Here is a 17304-nt window from a genome sequence, read left to right on the forward strand (position 1 = left end):
CTGCCCTCAGCCCTCCGATCCCTCGCTCGGCGCCTTGCCGGTGTTGCCGGCCTTGTTGTAGTCGGTGTGCGTACGGCCGGTCTCCTCGAAGGCGCCGCCCGACCAGTGGTACGTCAGGACGTCCACTCCGGAGGGGCAGCACACGGCGTCGCCCGGGCCGTAGACCTGCTTGGTGACCGTCAGTTCCCGCCGGTCGATGTCCGCGTACACGGGCGACTGCTCGACCGTGAACACATTCTCGTACGACTCACCCTTGGGACGGTACACATACGAGCCGATGCCGAGGGAATCCCCGCACGTCAGGACGTTGACCACGACGTCGGCGCGGCCGGTGCCGGTGAGCTGGCCGTAGGTGACGTCGACCGGGTACTGGTCCTTCACGCAGGGCTTGAGGTTCTTCTTGACCTGCTCGCTGACCTTGGGGTCGGCCTTGATCAGGGCGACCGCGTCGACCTTCTGGGCCGGGCTCGCCGAGGCCGAGGGGGAGGGGGTGCGGGTGGCGGCCTTGGCGGCGGGCTGGTTCTGCGCGGGCCCCTCCTTGCGCACGCCTTCGCTGCCGGTGCCGCACCCGGCAAGCAGAAGACCGGCGGCAGCGGCCAACGCCGTGACCGTGCCACCGGTGATCGCAGCCGGCACCCGGCCGGCGGTGTTGCTCAGGCGGCGCACCGTTCCCGCCCCCGGTCGACGCGCTCGAGGGCGTGGAAGTCCAGGTCGCGGCTCTCCAGCTCCTGACGCAGCCGGGCCAGGGCCCGGTGCAGCGTGCTCTTGACCGTGCCGGTCGACATGCCGAGCGCCTCCGCGGTCTCCTCGGTGCTCATCTGCTCCCAGTGTCGCAGCACGACGACGCTGCGCTGCTTGGGCGCGAGCACCCCGAGGACGTCCATGAGCAGCGCACGGTCGGCGTGCTGCTCGGTGCCGTCCTCGACGCTGGCGTCGGGGAGCTGCTCGGTGGGCACCTCGTCGAGCTTGCGGGCGCGCCACCACTCCGTACGAGTGTTGATCATGACACGGCGCAGGTAGGCGTCCGCCAGCGACTTGTCCGCTATGCCGTCCCAGCGGCCGTAGGTGCGCACGAGGGCGGTCTGGAGCAGGTCCTGCGCGTCGATGGGGTCCGGGACGAGTCGCCGGGCGCTGCGCAGGAGGGCGTCCTGACGGTTGCGCACGTACTCTTCGAAGTCCAGAACCTGACCGCTGCTGCTGGCCATACTCACAGCCTCCATTCCACTCGCGTTCCCCGCGCCACGCTGGTGGTCCTCCAGCACGGGTAGGACGCTACGGAGGGGCTGTTGCGACGCGATGTGCACCAGCCCTTCGGCTGAGGCACAGCTGTCCATAGGTTGTGTAACAGCCGGAGGCATAGATCAAAGAAAGAGCGGCTCTGTCCGTTTCGGAACCAAGGTCACATCGCCCTGGTACCTACGTCAGCGGCAGCCGGTACCGTCCGTCCGCCAGTGGCTCGACGAGGCCGTCCGCGACCAGCCCGTCCAGCGCCCGGGCGCGCTGCACCGGCTCGTGCCACACCGCGTCCAGCGCCGCCTGCGGCACCGGCGCCACCGCCTCGCGCAGCACCGCCAGCAGCTTGCCGCGCACCTGGCGGTCGGTGCCCGCGTACGTCTGACCGCGCCGCGGCGGGCCGTCGTGGGCGGGGGAGCCGGCGGCCAGCCAGGCGCACTCGGCGGCGATCGGGCAGCGCGTGCATGAGGGCGTGCGCGCCGTGCACACCAGTGCGCCCAGTTCCATGGTGGCCGCAGCCCAGCGGGCGGCCGTGGGCTCGTCCTCGGGCAGCAGGGCGCGGGCGAGCCGGCGTTCGGCGGCCGTCGTGGCGTTCGGCGGGTACTGCACCCCGCTGACCGCCCGTGCCAGGACCCGGCGGACGTTGGTGTCCAGCACCGCGTGCCGCTGCCCGTAGGCGAAGGAGGCCACGGCGGCCGCCGTGTACTCGCCCACGCCCGGCAGCGCCAGCAGCCTGGCGTGGTCCTGCGGCACCTCGCCGCCGTGCCGCTCGGTGATCGCCGAGGCCGCCGCGTGCAGCCGCAGCGCCCGCCGCGGGTAGCCCAGCCGTCCCCAGGCGCGCACCGCCTCGCCCGGCGGCTCGGCCGCCAGGTCGGCCGGGCGCGGCCAGCGGGCCAGCCACTCCTCGTACACGGGCAGGACCCGGCTCACCGGCGTCTGCTGCAGCATGAACTCGCTGACCATCACGCCCCACGGGCCCGCCTCCGGGCGCCGCCAGGGCAGGTCGCGGGCGTGCACGGCGAACCAGTCGATCACCGGGGCGTGCAGCAGGGTGGACGTCTGGGGCGTGGCGGCCGGTACGGCCGCCCGGACGGGGGCCGCCGGGCGGGGCATCGCGGTGGTGTCGGGCGTCGCAGTCATGTCGCCTTCGATCCTGGCACGCTCGCGCCATGCCGCGAAACGGATGGGGCCCGCGTCGGCCACGAGCGCCATGAGCCGCCCCGTTCGGGTGACCGTCGGCGCGCAACCGGCCCGCCTACGCTGGTTCCCATGACTGCCGCAGCGCCCCAGCCGTCACAGCAGCCCCTCGACGCGATCCGGTCGGCCCTCCGGGCGCACACCACACTCACCCTGGCCTACGTGGACGAACAGGGCCCGCAGGCCTGCGCCGTGCTGTACGCCCTCGCGGACAGCCCCGATCCCACCCTGCTCTTCGTCACCGCCGAGAACACCCGCCACGGCCGCGCCCTGCTCTCCGGCGACGCGCGTGTCGCCTTCACCGCGCAGGCCGACGGCCAGGACTGGACGGTGCTGACCGGTATTCAGGGACGCGGCAACTGCCGCCTGCTGACCGGCGCCGCACGCGAAGCGGCCTGGCCCGCCTACAGTTCGCGCTTCCCCTATGTCGAACGCACCGAGCGACTGAAAGAGGCCATGGCGCGCACCGGATTGTGGGAACTGCGCCCGAACTGGCTGCGCCTGGTCGACAACGGACGGGGTTTCGGGCACAAGACCGAGTGGACGCCGCCCGCTTAGGGCCCGCTTGCGGGCAGATCATGGGAAAAGTAGGCACTCCAACGGCGGGTACTGGCTGGTCCGCCCCCGGTTCTCTCGTAGAGTCTTCGCGTGGGATCACTGCGCAATCCGATCGGGCCGCTTCCCTCCTCCATCTACTGGCGGCGGAGGGCAGTTGCGCTTGGTCTGCTCGTTCTTCTCGTCCTGCTGGTCATGTGGCTGATGAGCCTGGGGGGTGACGGCGGGGGGTCGGGCGGTGCCCAGAGCGAGGGCTCCAAGAACGGCGAGTCCCCGGCCGAGAGCACCATCACCCCCGGACCCACCCCCTCGGGCCCGCACATCAGCCAACGCCCCGGCGGCCGAGGCGACTCCGGCACGGGCGGCGCCACCGGCGGCGGTGGCGGCGGTACGGGCGGGGGCGGCGGGACCGCCGGCACCGGGACCGGTGGTACGGGCGGCGGTGCGGCCGGCGGCTTCGGCGGCGGCGCCGGGGTGCAGGTCAGCGGCGGCGGCAGGGCGGTGCCGGCCGCCTCGCCCCTGCCCGACTGCGGGCCCGGCTCGGTGCGGCTGGCCATCCGCAGCGTCAAGGACTCCTACAAGCCCGACGAGAAGCCGAAGTTCGAGCTGGTCGTGAAGAACGCCGGCAACAGCGCCTGCAAGGTGAACTTCGGCGCCACCGCCGCCCTGCTGAAGATCACTGACAGCAAGGGCGAGGCGCACGTGTGGCAGTCCGACGACTGCCCGCGCGCCACCGGCGCCGTCCTCTTCGAGGTCCCCGGCGCGGGCGAGTCCCGGCACACGCTGGAGTGGGACCGCCGGCCCAGCGCCCCGCAGTGCGCCACGCCGTCCGGTGCGCAGGCCGTGACGTCGGGCACCTACCGGGTCGAGGTGAAGGTGGCCGGGGTGACCGAGCACGCCGACTTCGTCCTGGAGCGGGCCTGAGAGCACCGCGCGACATGGGTGAGGGGCCCCGCGATGCGGGGCCCCTCACCCATGTCGGTTCCTACACGTAGCGTTCGAGGATCGAGGACTCCGCCAGTCGCGACAGGCCCTCGCGCACCGAGCGGGCGCGCGCCTCGCCCACGCCGTCGACCGTCTGCAGGTCGTCCACGCTCGCGGCGAGCAGCTTCTGCAGCCCCCCGAAGTGGTCCACGAGCCGCTCGATGATGGCGCCGGGCAGCCGCGGCACCTTCGCCAGCAGACGGTAGCCGCGCGGGGAGACCGCGGAGTCCAGCGTCTCGGGCGAGCCGCTGTAGCCCAGCGCCCGGGCCACGATGGGCAGTTCGAGCAGCTCGGCGTGGGTGAGGGAGTCCAGCTCGGCGAGGGCCTCGGGGACGGTGCGGGTGCGCTTGGCGGTCGGCTCGGGGACGTAGTCCCGCACGACGAGCTCCCGCTCCGGCTCGACGCCGGCGATCAGCTCGTCCAGCTGCAGGGAGAGCAGCCGGCCGTCGGTGCCGAGCTCGACGACGTACTCGGCGATCTCGGTGGCGATGCGGCGGACCATCTCCAGCCGCTGGGAGACGGCGGTGACGTCCCGGACGGTGACCAGGTCCTCGATCTCCAGGGCGGAGAGGGTGCCGGCGACCTCGTCCAGGCGCAGCTTGTAGCGCTCCAGGGTGGCCAGCGCCTGATTGGCGCGGGAGAGGATCGCGCCCGACTCCTCCAGCACGCGGCGCTCCCCGCCCACGTACAGCGCGATCAGCCGCATCGACTGGCTGACGGAGACCACGGGGAAGCCGGACTGGATGGACACGCGCTGGGCGGTGCGGTGCCGGGTGCCGGTCTCCTCGGTGGGGATCGACGCGTCCGGGTAGAGCTGGACGCCGGCCCGCACGATCTTGCTGATGTCCTTGTCGAGGATCAGCGCGCCGTCCAGCTTGCACAGCTCGCGCAGCCGGGTGGCGGTGAACTCCACGTCCAGGACGAAGCCGCCGGTGCACATCGAGTCGACGGTCTTGTCCATGCCGAGGACGATGAGCCCGCCGGTGTTGCCGCGCAGGACGCGCTCCAGGCCGTCGCGCAGGGCCGTGCCGGGCGCGACGGCGCTCAGCGAAGCGCGCATCAGCGCGTCGAGGCCGGAGCCACCGGAGCCGCCTCCGGCCTTGCCGGGGCCCGAGGCCCGGTCGTTGGCTGCCACTGCACTCCTCCGGTCGCAAGGTCAACGGTGCCGCGGGCCGCCCGGCTGCTCGTACCACGCGCCGTCGTGCACGCCGTGCGCGTCGCGCGGGCCGTGTGCGTCGGAGCGTACGTACGGGCGGGCGGGACCAGGGGAAAGTCTACTGGCGCACAGCCTATTAGGGAGCTGTCCTCAGCTGTCCTCCGGCACGGCCGCCGCACCCGCCGCCGCTCTGCCGCGGGCCTGCCCGCCCGCGGCGGAGCCGCCCTCGCGCCGCGGCCGGCGCGGCAGCACCCGCAGAGCCTCGCCTATGTCGGCCACTTCCAGCACCCGCATCCCCTCAGGCACCTTGCCGGGATCGGCCGGCACCAGGGCGTGCGTGAAGCCCAGGCGGGCCGCCTCCGACAGCCTGCGCTGCACCCCGGTGACCCGCCGGACCTCGCCGGCCAGGCCCACCTCGCCGATCGCCACGAGGTTCTTCGGCAGCGGGGTGTCGCTGGCGGCGCTGGCCAGGGCGAGCGCGACGGCCAGGTCGGCGGCCGGCTCGGAGAGCTTCACTCCGCCCACGGTGGCGCTGTAGATGTCCCGTTTGCCCAGGGCGCTGATGCGGCCGCGCTGTTCCAGGACAGCGAGCATCATCGAGACCCGGGACGTCTCCAGGCCCGAGGTCGTACGGCGCGGGGAGGGGATCTGCGAGTCCACGGTCAGCGCCTGGACCTCGGCCACCAGCGGGCGGCGGCCTTCGAGGGTGACCGTCAGGCAGGTGCCCGGCACCGGCTCCGCGCGACGGGTCAGGAACAGGCCGCTGGGGTCGGCGAGACCGGTGATGCCCTCGTCGTGCAGCTCGAAGCAGCCGACCTCGTCCGTCGCACCGAAGCGGTTCTTCACCCCGCGCACCAGGCGCAGCCGCGCGTGCCGGTCGCCCTCGAAGTGCAGCACCACGTCGACCAGGTGCTCCAGCAGACGCGGGCCGGCGATCGCGCCGTCCTTGGTGACGTGACCGACCAGCAGCGTGGCCATGCCGCGCTCCTTGGAGGCGCGGATCAGGGCGCCGGCGACCTCGCGCACCTGCGCCATGCCGCCCGGGGCGCCGTCGATCTCGGGGGAGGCCACCGTCTGGACGGAGTCGAGGATCAGCAGGGACGGCTTGACCGCGTCGAGGTGGCCGAGGACGGCCGACAGGTCGGTCTCCGCCGCCAGGTACAGGTCCTCGGAGAGGGCGCCGATGCGGTCGGCGCGCAGCCGCACCTGCCCGGCCGACTCCTCACCGGTGACGTAGAGCGTGCGGTGCTCCGGGCCGGCCGCCCGGGCCGCCACGTCCAGCAGCAGCGTCGACTTGCCGACACCGGGCTCGCCGGCGAGCAGCACCACCGCGCCCGGCACCAGGCCGCCGCCCAGGACGCGGTCGAGCTCGGCGACGCCCGTACTGCGCGCGGCCGCCTGGCGGCCGTCGACCTGGCCGATGGGCACCGCCGCGGACGTCACCCGGCCCGCGGCGGTGGTGCGCACCGCGGGCGCGCCGAACTCCTCGACCGTGCCCCACGCCTGGCACTCGGGGCAGCGGCCGAGCCACTTGGCGGTGGTCCAGCCGCACTCGGTGCAGCGGAAGGACGGCCGGTCCTTGGCGGACGAGCGGGAGGTACGGGCAGCAGCCATGCGCACCACCGTAGCGGCGGGCACCGACAACGCCGGCCGGGACGGGACGGGGACCGTCCGGTGCCGGGCGGGCGCGGGACGGCAGACGTTCGATCGTCCGCGCGGACCAACGGTCCGGGAGTCACCTGATCGGGTCGGAATATGGCGTTCCTGTCCCCTTTCGAGGGAGACGGTCACCCGTATGGGCTAAACCTCCGTGAGCAGGGCCGACGGGCCCGCGGCACCCCCTTACCGTCCCGGGATGATGACGAGCAGGCCCGAGCCCCCCACGCATGCCACCGGCGCGCACCGCGCACCCAGCGGTGCGCCGCGCACGGACCTGTCCCCGGCCGCCCCGCGCCCCCCGCACCCCGCCAGCGGGCACGACACCCTTGTCCAGACCCCGCCCTCCCGCTACGAGCCGCACCTGGACGGTCTGTTCACCTACTGCCTGTCGGTGCTGTGCGACCACGCCGCCGCCGTCGCCGCCCTCGGCGAGGTCCTCGCCCTCGCCGAGCGCCGCGCCGACCGTGCGCCCGCCGCCGAGGAGACGCACCGCGCCTGGCTGTACGCCCTGGCCCGCTGGGAATGTCTGCGCCGGCTCGCCGAGCGCGGCACCGTCGACGACCCCCTGGCCGGCGAAATCGCCGCCCCCACCGGCCCCGAGGCTGCCGAACTGGCCCGGCTCGCCTGGCCCGAGGCCGCCGGCACCACCGCCGAACAGCGCGAGGCCCTCGAACTGGCCGTCCGCCACGGCCTTGCCCCCCACGAGGTCGCCTGCGTCCTGCGCCTCGACCACGACGCCGCCCGCACCCTGCTGGCCACCGCCGCCTGCGAGGTCGAGCGCACCCGCACCGCGCTGGCCGTCGTGGAGTCCGGCCGCTGCCCCGTCGTCAGCCGCTTCACCGGTGACGGCGGGAAGGAGGTCCTGCTGGGCGCCGCCCTGCGGCGCGAACTGGTCCGGCACGTCGACGAGTGCGCCGACTGCCGCCGCACCGCCGAGCGCGCCACCGCCGGCGAGCCCTGGCCCGGCACCGCCGCCTCCTGTGCCCCCCTGCCCGTCGTCACCGCACCCCGCGGCGCCACGCACGCCGCCATGCTCGATGCCCTTGCTCCCCGCGCCCCGCGCCGCCGTTCGGCCGGCGCCCCGCGCTTCGACCGCCGCGGCTTCCCCCTCGCCCCCAAGGACCGTTCGGGCCGCCGCAGCCGACTGCGCACCCGCGCCCTGACCACCACCGTCGTGGCCACCGTGGTCGCCGCGCCGTTGCTCGCCCTGTGGGCGGCCTACCGCAGCGGCCCCCTCGGCACCGACTCCGACGCCGGCGGGGCCTCCGTCTCCGCCACCGACACCGACAGCCTCGGCGGCGGCGCCCACCACAGCAGCCACCCGGACCCCTACGCCGACCCGTACACCGGTCCGTACCAACAACAGCCGGCACCCGCCGGCCCCACTCGCAGCACCGGCGGCACGGCGCCCGTACCGGGCCGCCACGCGCCCCAGGTCGCCGTCGCCGTCCTCGGCCCCGACGGCACAAGCACCCCGCCCGTGACCGCCGGGCCGACGCCGCCGGCCATGGCGGACGCGCCGCCGCAGGCCGCCCGGTCCGGCCGGGTCGTCGCCGGGCCCGGCCGGCTGACCGTCACGGCCCGGCCCAGCGGCACCAGCACCCTCATCACCCTCAGCGCCGACGGCGGCGAGCCGGTCAGCTGGTCGATGTCCGCCACCGCGCCCTGGCTGCACCTGAGCCAGCCGGGCGGCGTCCTCCACCCCGGCCAGTGCGTGACGATCACCGTCTCCGTCGACCACGGCCGCGAACCGGCCGGGCCCTGGACCGCCCGCGTGGCCATCGCACCGGGCGGCACCGTCGTCACCATCCAGGGGCGCGGCGCCGAGCCGCAGCCCACCACGCCCACGCCGGCCGGCCCGACGAGCCCGCCGCCCCCGGCCGGGCAGACCCCCGACCCCTCGCGCACCGGCTGACCGGTTGCGCCGGGTCAGCAGGCGTCGGCCGGATGCGGGGCCATCGGCAGCGCCGAGGCCATCCGCTCCTCGCACAGCTCCACCAGCCGCGCGTAGCCCTTCTTGCCCATCAGCTCGATCAGCTCCGCCCGGTACGACACGTACACCGGGTCGCCCGCGCCGTGCGCCGACCGGGCCGAGGTGCACCACCAGTGCAGGTCGTGCCCGCCCGGGCCCCAGCCGCGCCGGTCGTACTCGCCGATCGTGACCTGCAGCACCTGGGTGTCGTCCGGCCGGTCGATCCAGTCGTACGTCCGCCGCACCGGCAGCTGCCAGCACACGTCCGGTTTGGTCTCCAGCGGCTCGCGGCCCTCCTTCAGCGCCAGGATGTGCAGCGCACAGCCCGCACCGCCCGCGAAACCGGGCCGGTTCTGGAAGATGCACGAGCCCTTCCAGCGCCGGGTCTGCCGGTCGCCGTCGTCGTCGAGCTGCGTCCAGCCCGAGTCGGCGCCCACGTCGTGGAACTGCCACATCTCGGGCGTCAGCCGGGCCACGTGCCCGGCGACCCGCTGCTCGTCCTCCTCGTCGGAGAAGTGCGCGCCCAGCGTGCAGCAGCCGTCGTCGGCGCGCCCCGCCTTGATCCCCTGGCAGCCGCTGCCGAACACGCAGTGCCAGCGCGAGGTCAGCCAGGTCAGGTCGCAGCGGAAGACCTGGTCGTCGTCCGCCGGATCGGGAAAGGTGACCCAGGCGCGGGCGAAATCCAGCCCGACCTCGTCGGCCACGGCCGCTCCCCGCGACTTTTCTCGCGTCTTGTCCGGTTTGGACTTCTTCGTCTTCGCCACCCCTCAAGCCTAAGTGGCCGGAGCGACAGCAGTAGCGTTCAGGCCATGAGACTCGGTGTCCTCGATGTGGGTTCCAACACCGTCCACCTGCTGGTGGTCGACGCACACCCCGGTGCCCGCCCCCTGCCCGCCCACTCGCACAAGGCCGAACTGCGCCTCGCCGAACTGATCGACGAGGCCGGCGCGATCGGCGACGCGGGCATAGAGCGCCTCATCGCGGTGATCCACGAGGCGCTGCAGGCGGCCGAGGACAAGGGCGTGGAGGAGGTGCTGCCGTTCGCCACCTCCGCCGTGCGCGAGGCCACCAACGCCGACGCGCTGCTCGCCCGCGTCAAGGAGGAGACCGGCGTCACCCTCCCGGTCCTCACCGGCACCGAGGAGGCGCGGCTGACCTTCCTCGCCGCCCGTCGCTGGTTCGGCTGGTCGTCCGGCAAGCTCCTGGTCCTCGACATCGGCGGCGGCTCCCTGGAGGTCGCCTTCGGCCTGGACGAGGAACCCGTCGCCGACGCCTCCCTGCCCCTCGGCGCCGGACGCCTGACCGCCGCCTGGCTGCCCGGCGACCCGCCCGACCCCGCCGACGTGCGGGCCCTGCGCCGCCACGTGCGCACCGAGATCGCCCGGCACGTCGGCGCCTTCGCCCGGCACGGCAGCCCCGACCACGCGGTGGCCACCTCCAAGACCTTCCGCCAGCTCGCCCGCATCTGCGGCGCCGCCCGCTCCGCCGACGGCCTGTACGTCCAGCGCACCCTCAACCGCAAGTCCCTGGAGGAGTGGGTGCCCAAGCTCGCCGCGATGAGCGAGGCCCGGCGCGCGGCGCTGCCCGGCGTCTCCGCCGGCCGCGCAGCACAAGTACTTGCCGGAGCCCTGGTCGCGGAGGCGGCCATGGAACTGTTCGGCGTGGACGAGGTGGAGATCTGCCCGTGGGCCCTGCGCGAGGGCGTCATCCTGCGCCGACTGGACCACCTGCCCACCCCCTAGGGGCCCGTGCGCAGGACCACCTGCCCGCCGCGGAAGGGGCGGGCATACGCTGTCCCTCGTGACAGAGCCAGTGGTGCGCATTCCGGACGCCAAGGTCGCGCTGTCCACGGCATCGGTCTACCCGGAGTCGACGGCGACGGCCTTCGAGATCGCCGGCCGGCTGGGCTACGACGGTGTCGAGGTCATGGTGTGGACCGACCCCGTGAGCCAGGACATCGACGCCCTGCGCAGACTGTCCGACTACCACCGGGTGCCGATCCTGGCCGTCCACGCGCCCTGTCTGCTGATCACCCAGCGCGTGTGGTCCACCGATCCGTGGGTCAAGCTCCAGCGCGCCCGCACCGCCGCCGAGAAGCTCGGCGCGAGCACCGTCGTCGTCCACCCGCCCTTCCGCTGGCAGCGCTCGTACGCGCGCGACTTCGTGCGCGGGCTGTGGCGCATGGCCGACGAGACCGACGTCCGGTTCGCGGTGGAGAACATGTACCCCTGGCGCTACCGCGACCGCGAGATGCTCGCCTACGCGCCCGACTGGGACGTCACCAAGGACGACTACCGGCACTTCACGATCGACCTCTCGCACACCTCCACCGCGCGCAGCGACGCCCTGCAGATGATCGAGCGCATGGGCGACCGGCTCGCGCACATCCACCTCGCCGACGGAAACGGTTCCGCGAAGGACGAGCACCTCGTCCCCGGTCGCGGCAAGCAGCCCTGCGCCGAGGTGCTCGAACGCCTGGCGACCAGCGGTTTCGACGGCCATGTGGTGATCGAGGTCAACACCCGGCGGGCGATGTCCGCCGCCGAGCGCGAGGCCGACCTCGCCGAGGCCCTGGCCTACACCCGCCTGCACCTGGCCTCGCCCACGGGAGTGCCGGGCCGGTGACGGACGACGACGCCCCCCGTACGCCCGCCCCCCGCCGGCGCGGCCGGCCCGCCCGTACGGAGGCGGGCTCCGGCCCCGGCGCCCGCGAGCGGATCCTGGGCGCCGCCCGCGCCGAGTTCGCCGAGCACGGCTACGACAAGGCCTCCATCCGCGGCATCGCCAAGGCCGCCGGCGTCGACCCCGCACTCGTCCACCACTACTTCGGCCCGAAGGAACAGATCTTCGCCGCCGCCGTGGAGGTGACCATGACGCCCGCCCTCGGTGCCCCCGACACCGTGGCCGAGGGCGACCCCGAGGGTGCCGGGGAGCGGCTGACCCGCTTCTTCCTGGGCATCTGGGAGGACCCCGTCACCCGCGAGCCGCTGCTGGCCGTCCTCCGCTCGGCCGTGGCCAACCGGACCGCGGCGGCGGTCTTCCGCGACCTCGTCGCCACCCGGCTGATGGCCAGGGTGGCCGGCCACCTGGAAGGGCCCGACACCCGGCTGCGCTCCGAGCTCGCGGCCGCCCAGCTGGTGGGAGTGGTCATGATGCGCCACGTCATCGGGCTGGAACCGCTGGCCTCGGCGGACCTGGAGGAGATCGTCGCGGCGACGGCACCGGTGGTGCAGCACCACCTGCGGGCCGGGGACTGAACCGGTCGCCCGATCGTCTCGCATCCCGGAAACACTGTCCGGATCGCGGGCCGTCCGCGTAGGCTCGAAGGCCCAGCACCCAGGACGCGAGGAGTGGAGCCCGATGCCCGAGCTGAGGTCCCGCACTGTCACCCACGGCCGCAACATGGCGGGCGCCCGAGCCCTTCTGCGCGCCGCGGGCGTAGCGCGCGAGGACTTCGGCAAGCCGATCATCGCGGTGGCCAACAGCTTCACCGAATTCGTCCCCGGCCACACCCACCTGCAGCCGGTCGGCCGGATCGTCTCCGACGCCATCAAGGCCGCCGGCGGCGTGCCGCGCGAGTTCAACACCATCGCCGTCGACGACGGCATCGCCATGGGCCACGGCGGCATGCTCTACTCGCTGCCCTCCCGCGACCTGATCGCCGACTCCGTCGAGTACATGGTCGAGGCCCACTGTGCCGACGCGCTGATCTGCATCTCCAACTGCGACAAGATCACCCCGGGCATGCTCATGGCCGCCCTGCGCCTGAACATCCCCGTCGTCTTCGTCTCCGGCGGCCCCATGGAGGCCGGCCAGGCCACCCTCGTCGACGGCACCGTCCGCAAGCTCGACCTGATCAACGCCATCGTCGACTCGGCCGACGAGAAAGTCTCCGACGAGGACGTCCTGCGCATCGAGGAGAACGCCTGCCCGACCTGCGGCTCCTGCTCGGGCATGTTCACGGCCAACTCCATGAACTGCCTCACCGAGGCCATCGGCCTCTCCCTGCCCGGCAACGGCTCCGTCCTCGCCACCCACACCGCCCGCAAGGCCCTCTACGAGAACGCCGGTCGCACGGTCGTCGAGATCACCAAGCGCTACTACGAGCAGGACGACGAGTCCGTCCTGCCGCGCAACATCGCCACCCGGGCCGCCTTCGACAACGCCATGGCCCTCGACATCGCCATGGGCGGCTCCACCAACACGATCCTCCACCTGCTCGCCGCCGCCCAGGAGGCCGGGCTCGACTACGACCTCGGCGACATCGACGCCGTCTCCCGGCGCGTGCCCTGCCTCGCCAAGGTCGCCCCCAACATCGCCCCCGGCGGCACGTACTACATGGAGGACATCCACCGCGCCGGCGGCATCCCCGCCATCCTCGGCGAGCTCTACCGCGCCGGCCTGCTCGACGAGGACGTGCACAGCGTGCACGCGCCCACGCTGGCCGACTGGCTCAAGACCTGGGACGTGCGCGGCGGCTCCCCCTCCGCCGAAGCCGTCGAGCTGTGGCACGCCGCCCCCGGCTGTGTCCGCTCCGCGACCGCCTTCTCGCAGTCCGAGCGGTGGGAGTCGCTCGACCTCGACGCCGAGAACGGCTGCATCCGCTCCGCCGAGCACGCCTACTCCAAGGACGGCGGCCTCGCCGTCCTCAAGGGCAACCTCGCCGTCGACGGCTGCGTGGTGAAGACCGCCGGCGTCGACGAGTCCATCTGGACCTTCGAGGGCCCCGCCGTCGTCTGCGAATCGCAGGAGGAGGCGGTCGAGAAGATCCTCGGCAAGGTGATCAAGGAGGGCGACGTCGTCGTCATCCGCTACGAGGGCCCGCGCGGCGGCCCCGGCATGCAGGAAATGCTCTACCCCACCTCCTTCCTCAAGGGCCGCGGCCTCGGCAAGGCCTGCGCCCTCATCACCGACGGCCGCTTCTCGGGCGGCACCTCGGGCCTGTCCATCGGCCACGCCTCGCCGGAGGCCGCCTCCGGAGGCACGATCGCCCTCGTCCGGGACGGCGACCGGATCCGCATCGACATCCCGAACCGGTCGATCGAGCTCCTCGTGCCCGATGCCGAACTGGCCGCCCGCAGGGAGGCCCTGGGCGGCACGTACGCCCCGAAGAACCGCGACCGCAAGGTCTCCGCGGCCCTGCGCGCCTACGCGGCGATGGCGACGAGCGCCGACAAGGGCGCGGTGCGCGACGTGACCAAGCTGGGCTAGGCGCGATTGCGGGCGGTGACAGGGCCAGGCCCTGTCACCGCCACGCCGCGGGATTTCGCGCGTCCACCGCGAACACCGTCCCGTCCGGCGCCGCGCCGAACACCTTCCCCTCCGCCACCACCGGCAGCGGCAGCAGCTGCAGAAAGCCCCGCCCCGCACGCGCCAGCCGCGGCGACGTCTGCCCCAGCAGCGCACCCCGCGCCGCATCCACCGCCAGCAGCCGGCCGTCGGCGGCGGAGAAGTACAGCCGGTCCCCGTCCGCCACCAGCCCCGACCCGTTGGCCACGGACGTCTCCATCCGCCACTTGCTCCCCGCCCCGGACGCCCCCGTCTCCACGGCCGTCAGACCGCCGTCCGACGACAGGACGTAGACCGTGTCGCCGTGCGCCGTGACCCCCATCGCCTCCAGCGGCGTCTCCAACGGAACCCGCCGCTCCCGCCCGATCCCCGGGGCGTAACGGATCACAGCGGAAATCCGCGTTTGGGAATCCGCCTCCGACAAATAGACGACATCGCCACGGGCCGTCGCCCCCACCACCGTCAGACTGCCCTCACGCGTCCACTCCCACAGCGTCCTGCCGCTGACGGGATCCACGGCCGCCACATGCGTACGGCGCCCGTCCGGCGACAAGGTGACACCGAAGGCCGGCCCACCGCCGAAGGCGGAGAACACCGGCTTCGCCCCACCGGTCCCCGGCAACCCGTGCCGCCACCGCTCCCTGTTCGTCGCGCCGTCGACCGCCGTCACCGTGCCGTCCCCGGCGACCAGCAGCACGGTGTTGCCCGCGTGGTACACCCGCCCGCCGTACGCCGACACGTCCCGCGTCCACCGCGGCCGGCCGTCGGCCGGGTCCAGGGCCACGAGCTCCCGCTTGTCCGGATCCAACGCGTGCACCAGCCCGCCGCAGACCACCGGCGCACTCGGCGCACCCGCGCCGGGCGCACGGCCCGACGCCTCCCGCCGCCACGCCACCGTGCCGCTCCCGGCCTCGATCCGGGCCGCGGGCACCCCGCGCGCCGAGCAGTACAGCGCCCCCGCCGCGTACGTGCAGAAACCCGCCCGCACCTCACCGCTGCCCGCCGCATCGGCGGGCACGGACGTCTCCCACGGCCGCCAGGCCGCGGCGGCGGGCGCGGAGCGGGACGCGGACGGATGCCCACCCGGAGCACCTATCTCGCGCACCTCGTCCAGCAACCAGCCGCCCCCGGCCCCCAGCGCCGCCACGACCGCCACCGCGGCCACTATGCCGCTGGTGATCCGCCGCCGGTTCCGCGGCCGCCGACCGGGCGCCGCGACGGGCACCGGCGGCGCCGGTACGGGTACCGCCACCGGCACGCACACCGGAGCACCGGCCGCCGCGGGCGGCAGCATCGCCATGACCGCGTCCGGCGTGGGGCGATCGACCGGATCCTTCGCCAGACACGCCCGCACCACCGGCACCAGGTCCTCCGGCACACCCGCCAGATCCGGCTCGTCGTGCACTACCTGGTACGCCACCAGGTACGGACTGTCCGACTCGAACGGCCCCCGCCCCGTCGCCGCGTGCACCAGCAACGACGCCAGCGCGAAGACGTCCGCCGCCGGCCCCACCTCGCGCGGCCTCTGGAACTGCTCCGGCGCCATGAACGGAGGAGTACCGATGAGCTTGCCCGTCTCCGTACGCAGCTCACTGTCGTACGGACGGGAAATACCGAAATCGATGACCTTCGGACCGTCCGCGGCCAGCAGCACATTGCTCGGCTTGAGATCCCGGTGCACCACGCCCGCGCGGTGGATGTCGCGCAACGCCTCGGCCAGCCCGGCCGCCAGCCGCCGCAGCTCGTCCGCCTTCAGCGGACCGTTCCGCTTCACCTGCGCGGAAAGCGTCGGGCCGGGAATGTAGAGCGTGGCCATCCACGGCCGCTCGGCCTCCGGATCCGCATCCACCACAGGCGCGGTGAACGCACCGCTCACCCGCCGGGCCGCCGCCACCTCCTGCCGGAACCGCGCCCTGAACTCGGGATCCTCCGCATACTCGGCGTGCACCACCTTCACCGCGAGGCGCAGCCCGGACGCCGAGCGCGCCAAATGCACCACGCCCATGCCACCGGAACCGAGACGACCCTCCAGCCGGTACCGACCCACATATTCCGGATCGTCGTCCGCCCCCGGTCCCGTCCCGGCATTGCGCAGCGGCGGCATGCCCACCCCCGTGTCACCGTCACCCATGAAATCCGGCCGCATCTCCGGCTTGCGGAGCCTAATCGATCGCCCCGGGCCGAACGGGGAGGCGGCACCGCGCGTTGCTAGCCTGCGCATGCCTTTCGACTTTCCCGGACACTTCCGGCACCAGAACACGGGGGACCCGCACATGGCCACCTACCCGATAGCGCCCGGCTACCAGGTCAACGTCCGCCGGGGCCCCAGCACCGACAGCGAAGTCGTCAAGACCCTCCCGCAGGGCTCCAGCGTGCCCATCCGCTGCCAGACCCGCGGCGAGACCGTCTCCGGCCCCTGCGGCACCACCGACGTCTGGGACTGCATAGCCCCCGGCCAGTACGTCTCCGACGCGTACGTGAAGACCGGCAGCAGCGGCCTCGTCGCCCCGCACTGCTCGGCCTGAGCGAAGCGACGACGGCGATAATCGGCCCATGAGCGGTGAGAACAAGGCAACCAGCGGGGCCGCCCCCGAGCCCGGCGGCCCCAGGCCGGAGCCGATCCGGTTCTTCGGAACGACCTGGGTCGACCACGACGGCGGCTACGCCCTGCGCCGCGCCGGCGTCGCCCTCGGCTCCCTGGCGGCAGCCGCGGCGGGCGCCTTCGTCCTGCGCCTCGGCTACGAGGGACTGGCCATCGCCAAGGTCGGCGGCTTCGTCAACGCCATGGTCGTCGTCGCCTTCGCGGTGTGCAGCGCCCTCGCCTTCCGCCGCACCTGGGAGGGGTTCGTCCGGCGGCCCGAGGCACCGGCGGACCCGTCCGTGGAGCGGTCGATGCACAGCCTCCGCATGATCGGCTTCATCGGCAGCCTCCTCGCCTACTTCGCCCGCAGCCTCAAGGAGGCACCGGGCGAGAAGCTCCACCGGACCGAGTACGAGCAGGCCCTGGCCCGCCACGAGCGCCGCCGCTCCGCCCGCACCGGCAACCCGGCGGCGCGCCCCGGGAAGGGCACGCCCAAGGGGCGGCGCAAGCACCCCTGAACCTCGTGTAGAGTTCTCCGAGTTGCCACACGGCAGCACACCCCACTACGTGTACGGGTCCCCTGAACGGGATGGAATTCGGCGTGTCCGAATTTCGGACCGGGCTCCGATTAGGAGCCGGGAGGGAAATCCGCTAAAGTAGTGATCACGCCGGGGGCCG

At 73.6% G+C, this 17304-nt stretch carries 16 protein-coding genes; 9 read left to right on the plus strand and 7 right to left on the minus strand.

The genetic code is table 11. The annotated features are described in order from the left end of the window. Window positions 1-6: 6 nt before the first annotated feature. The 3 genes from AB0K17_RS23005 to AB0K17_RS23015 all read right to left on the minus strand — a co-directional run bounded on the left by AB0K17_RS23005 (window position 7) and on the right by AB0K17_RS23015 (window position 2373). On the minus strand, window positions 7-666 hold the full coding sequence (locus AB0K17_RS23005; RefSeq protein ID WP_365966206.1) for a hypothetical protein: 660 nt from the start codon (window positions 664-666) through the stop codon (window positions 7-9). Further along, window positions 654-1205 carry a SigE family RNA polymerase sigma factor gene (locus tag AB0K17_RS23010; RefSeq protein WP_344438911.1) on the minus strand — a complete coding sequence of 184 codons (552 nt, stop codon included), beginning with the start codon at window positions 1203-1205 and terminating at the stop codon, window positions 654-656. The genes AB0K17_RS23005 and AB0K17_RS23010 overlap by 13 nt, the downstream gene beginning before the upstream one ends. A gap of 211 nt (window positions 1206-1416) precedes the next feature. After that, window positions 1417-2373, minus strand: coding sequence for an A/G-specific adenine glycosylase (locus tag AB0K17_RS23015; protein WP_365966207.1), 957 nt, complete (start codon window positions 2371-2373; stop codon window positions 1417-1419). Between the two features lie 129 nt (window positions 2374-2502). Between AB0K17_RS23015 and AB0K17_RS23020 the strand changes: the two genes are divergently transcribed. Further along, on the plus strand, window positions 2503-2988 hold the full coding sequence (locus AB0K17_RS23020; protein WP_365984081.1) for a pyridoxamine 5'-phosphate oxidase family protein: 486 nt from the start codon (window positions 2503-2505) through the stop codon (window positions 2986-2988). 201 nt (window positions 2989-3189) lie between these two features. Beyond that, the gene (locus AB0K17_RS23025; protein WP_365984082.1) at window positions 3190-3909 is read left to right on the plus strand and encodes a hypothetical protein; all 720 of its coding nucleotides are present in this window, start codon (window positions 3190-3192) and stop codon (window positions 3907-3909) included. A gap of 61 nt (window positions 3910-3970) precedes the next feature. Here the strand turns inward: AB0K17_RS23025 and disA are convergent, their stop codons facing one another. After that, window positions 3971-5104: a DNA integrity scanning diadenylate cyclase DisA gene (gene disA, locus AB0K17_RS23030; protein ID WP_344438904.1), complete on the minus strand. Its 1134-nt coding sequence runs from the start codon at window positions 5102-5104 to the stop codon at window positions 3971-3973. A gap of 171 nt (window positions 5105-5275) precedes the next feature. Then, the gene (gene radA / locus AB0K17_RS23035) at window positions 5276-6739 is read right to left on the minus strand and encodes a DNA repair protein RadA (protein WP_365966210.1); all 1464 of its coding nucleotides are present in this window, start codon (window positions 6737-6739) and stop codon (window positions 5276-5278) included. 241 nt (window positions 6740-6980) lie between these two features. On the opposite strand from radA, the gene AB0K17_RS23040 reads away from it, so the two are divergent. After that, window positions 6981-8699, plus strand: coding sequence for a sigma-70 family RNA polymerase sigma factor (locus tag AB0K17_RS23040; RefSeq protein WP_365984083.1), 1719 nt, complete (start codon window positions 6981-6983; stop codon window positions 8697-8699). 14 nt (window positions 8700-8713) lie between these two features. Here AB0K17_RS23040 and AB0K17_RS23045 read toward each other — a convergent pair whose 3' ends face one another. Further along, window positions 8714-9520, minus strand: coding sequence for a hypothetical protein (locus AB0K17_RS23045; protein ID WP_365984084.1), 807 nt, complete (start codon window positions 9518-9520; stop codon window positions 8714-8716). Between the two features lie 45 nt (window positions 9521-9565). Between AB0K17_RS23045 and AB0K17_RS23050 the strand changes: the two genes are divergently transcribed. The 4 genes from AB0K17_RS23050 to ilvD all read left to right on the plus strand — a co-directional run bounded on the left by AB0K17_RS23050 (window position 9566) and on the right by ilvD (window position 13967). After that, a complete protein-coding gene (locus AB0K17_RS23050) occupies window positions 9566-10498 on the plus strand; it encodes a Ppx/GppA phosphatase family protein (protein ID WP_365966213.1) in 933 nt (310 codons plus the stop codon). Window positions 10499-10556: 58 nt separating this feature from the next. After that, complete coding sequence (locus AB0K17_RS23055) at window positions 10557-11381, plus strand: sugar phosphate isomerase/epimerase (RefSeq protein WP_365984085.1); 825 nt, start codon at window positions 10557-10559, stop codon at window positions 11379-11381. Next, window positions 11378-12013 carry a TetR family transcriptional regulator gene (locus AB0K17_RS23060; protein WP_365984086.1) on the plus strand — a complete coding sequence of 212 codons (636 nt, stop codon included), beginning with the start codon at window positions 11378-11380 and terminating at the stop codon, window positions 12011-12013. The genes AB0K17_RS23055 and AB0K17_RS23060 overlap by 4 nt, the downstream gene beginning before the upstream one ends. 103 nt (window positions 12014-12116) lie before the next feature. After that, the gene (gene ilvD / locus AB0K17_RS23065) at window positions 12117-13967 is read left to right on the plus strand and encodes a dihydroxy-acid dehydratase (protein ID WP_365966216.1); all 1851 of its coding nucleotides are present in this window, start codon (window positions 12117-12119) and stop codon (window positions 13965-13967) included. 34 nt (window positions 13968-14001) lie between these two features. On the opposite strand, the gene AB0K17_RS23070 is transcribed toward ilvD, so the two are convergent. Continuing rightward, a complete protein-coding gene (locus AB0K17_RS23070) occupies window positions 14002-16191 on the minus strand; it encodes a serine/threonine-protein kinase (RefSeq protein WP_365984087.1) in 2190 nt (729 codons plus the stop codon). A 73-nt stretch (window positions 16192-16264) separates the two neighbouring features. On the opposite strand from AB0K17_RS23070, the gene AB0K17_RS23075 reads away from it, so the two are divergent. Together AB0K17_RS23075 and AB0K17_RS23080 are read left to right on the plus strand one after the other, a co-directional pair. Continuing rightward, window positions 16265-16570 carry an SH3 domain-containing protein gene (locus AB0K17_RS23075; RefSeq protein WP_365984088.1) on the plus strand — a complete coding sequence of 102 codons (306 nt, stop codon included), beginning with the start codon at window positions 16265-16267 and terminating at the stop codon, window positions 16568-16570. A 28-nt stretch (window positions 16571-16598) separates the two neighbouring features. After that, the gene (locus tag AB0K17_RS23080; protein WP_365984089.1) at window positions 16599-17144 is read left to right on the plus strand and encodes a hypothetical protein; all 546 of its coding nucleotides are present in this window, start codon (window positions 16599-16601) and stop codon (window positions 17142-17144) included. The last annotated feature ends 160 nt before the right edge of the window (window positions 17145-17304 follow it).

It is taken from the genome of Streptomyces sp. NPDC049585, from assembly GCF_040675615.1.
GTDB lineage: Bacteria > Actinomycetota > Actinomycetes > Streptomycetales > Streptomycetaceae > Streptomyces > Streptomyces luteosporeus.

Bases quoted from the DNA above. Each gene is read 5' to 3' on its own strand.
- AB0K17_RS23070 (WP_365984087.1), bottom strand. From the start codon at position 16,191: ATGCGGCCGGATTTCATGGGTGACGGTGACACGGGGGTGGGCATGCCG.
- AB0K17_RS23020 (WP_365984081.1), top strand. From the start codon at position 2,503: ATGACTGCCGCAGCGCCCCAGCCGTCACAGCAGCCCCTCGACGCGATC.
- AB0K17_RS23025 (WP_365984082.1), top strand. From the start codon at position 3,190: ATGAGCCTGGGGGGTGACGGCGGGGGGTCGGGCGGTGCCCAGAGCGAG.
- radA (WP_365966210.1), bottom strand. From the start codon at position 6,739: ATGGCTGCTGCCCGTACCTCCCGCTCGTCCGCCAAGGACCGGCCGTCC.
- AB0K17_RS23015 (WP_365966207.1), bottom strand. From the start codon at position 2,373: ATGACTGCGACGCCCGACACCACCGCGATGCCCCGCCCGGCGGCCCCC.
- AB0K17_RS23050 (WP_365966213.1), top strand. From the start codon at position 9,566: ATGAGACTCGGTGTCCTCGATGTGGGTTCCAACACCGTCCACCTGCTG.
- AB0K17_RS23075 (WP_365984088.1), top strand. From the start codon at position 16,265: ATGCCTTTCGACTTTCCCGGACACTTCCGGCACCAGAACACGGGGGAC.
- AB0K17_RS23080 (WP_365984089.1), top strand. From the start codon at position 16,599: ATGAGCGGTGAGAACAAGGCAACCAGCGGGGCCGCCCCCGAGCCCGGC.
- AB0K17_RS23040 (WP_365984083.1), top strand. From the start codon at position 6,981: ATGATGACGAGCAGGCCCGAGCCCCCCACGCATGCCACCGGCGCGCAC.
- ilvD (WP_365966216.1), top strand. From the start codon at position 12,117: ATGCCCGAGCTGAGGTCCCGCACTGTCACCCACGGCCGCAACATGGCG.
- AB0K17_RS23010 (WP_344438911.1), bottom strand. From the start codon at position 1,205: ATGGCCAGCAGCAGCGGTCAGGTTCTGGACTTCGAAGAGTACGTGCGC.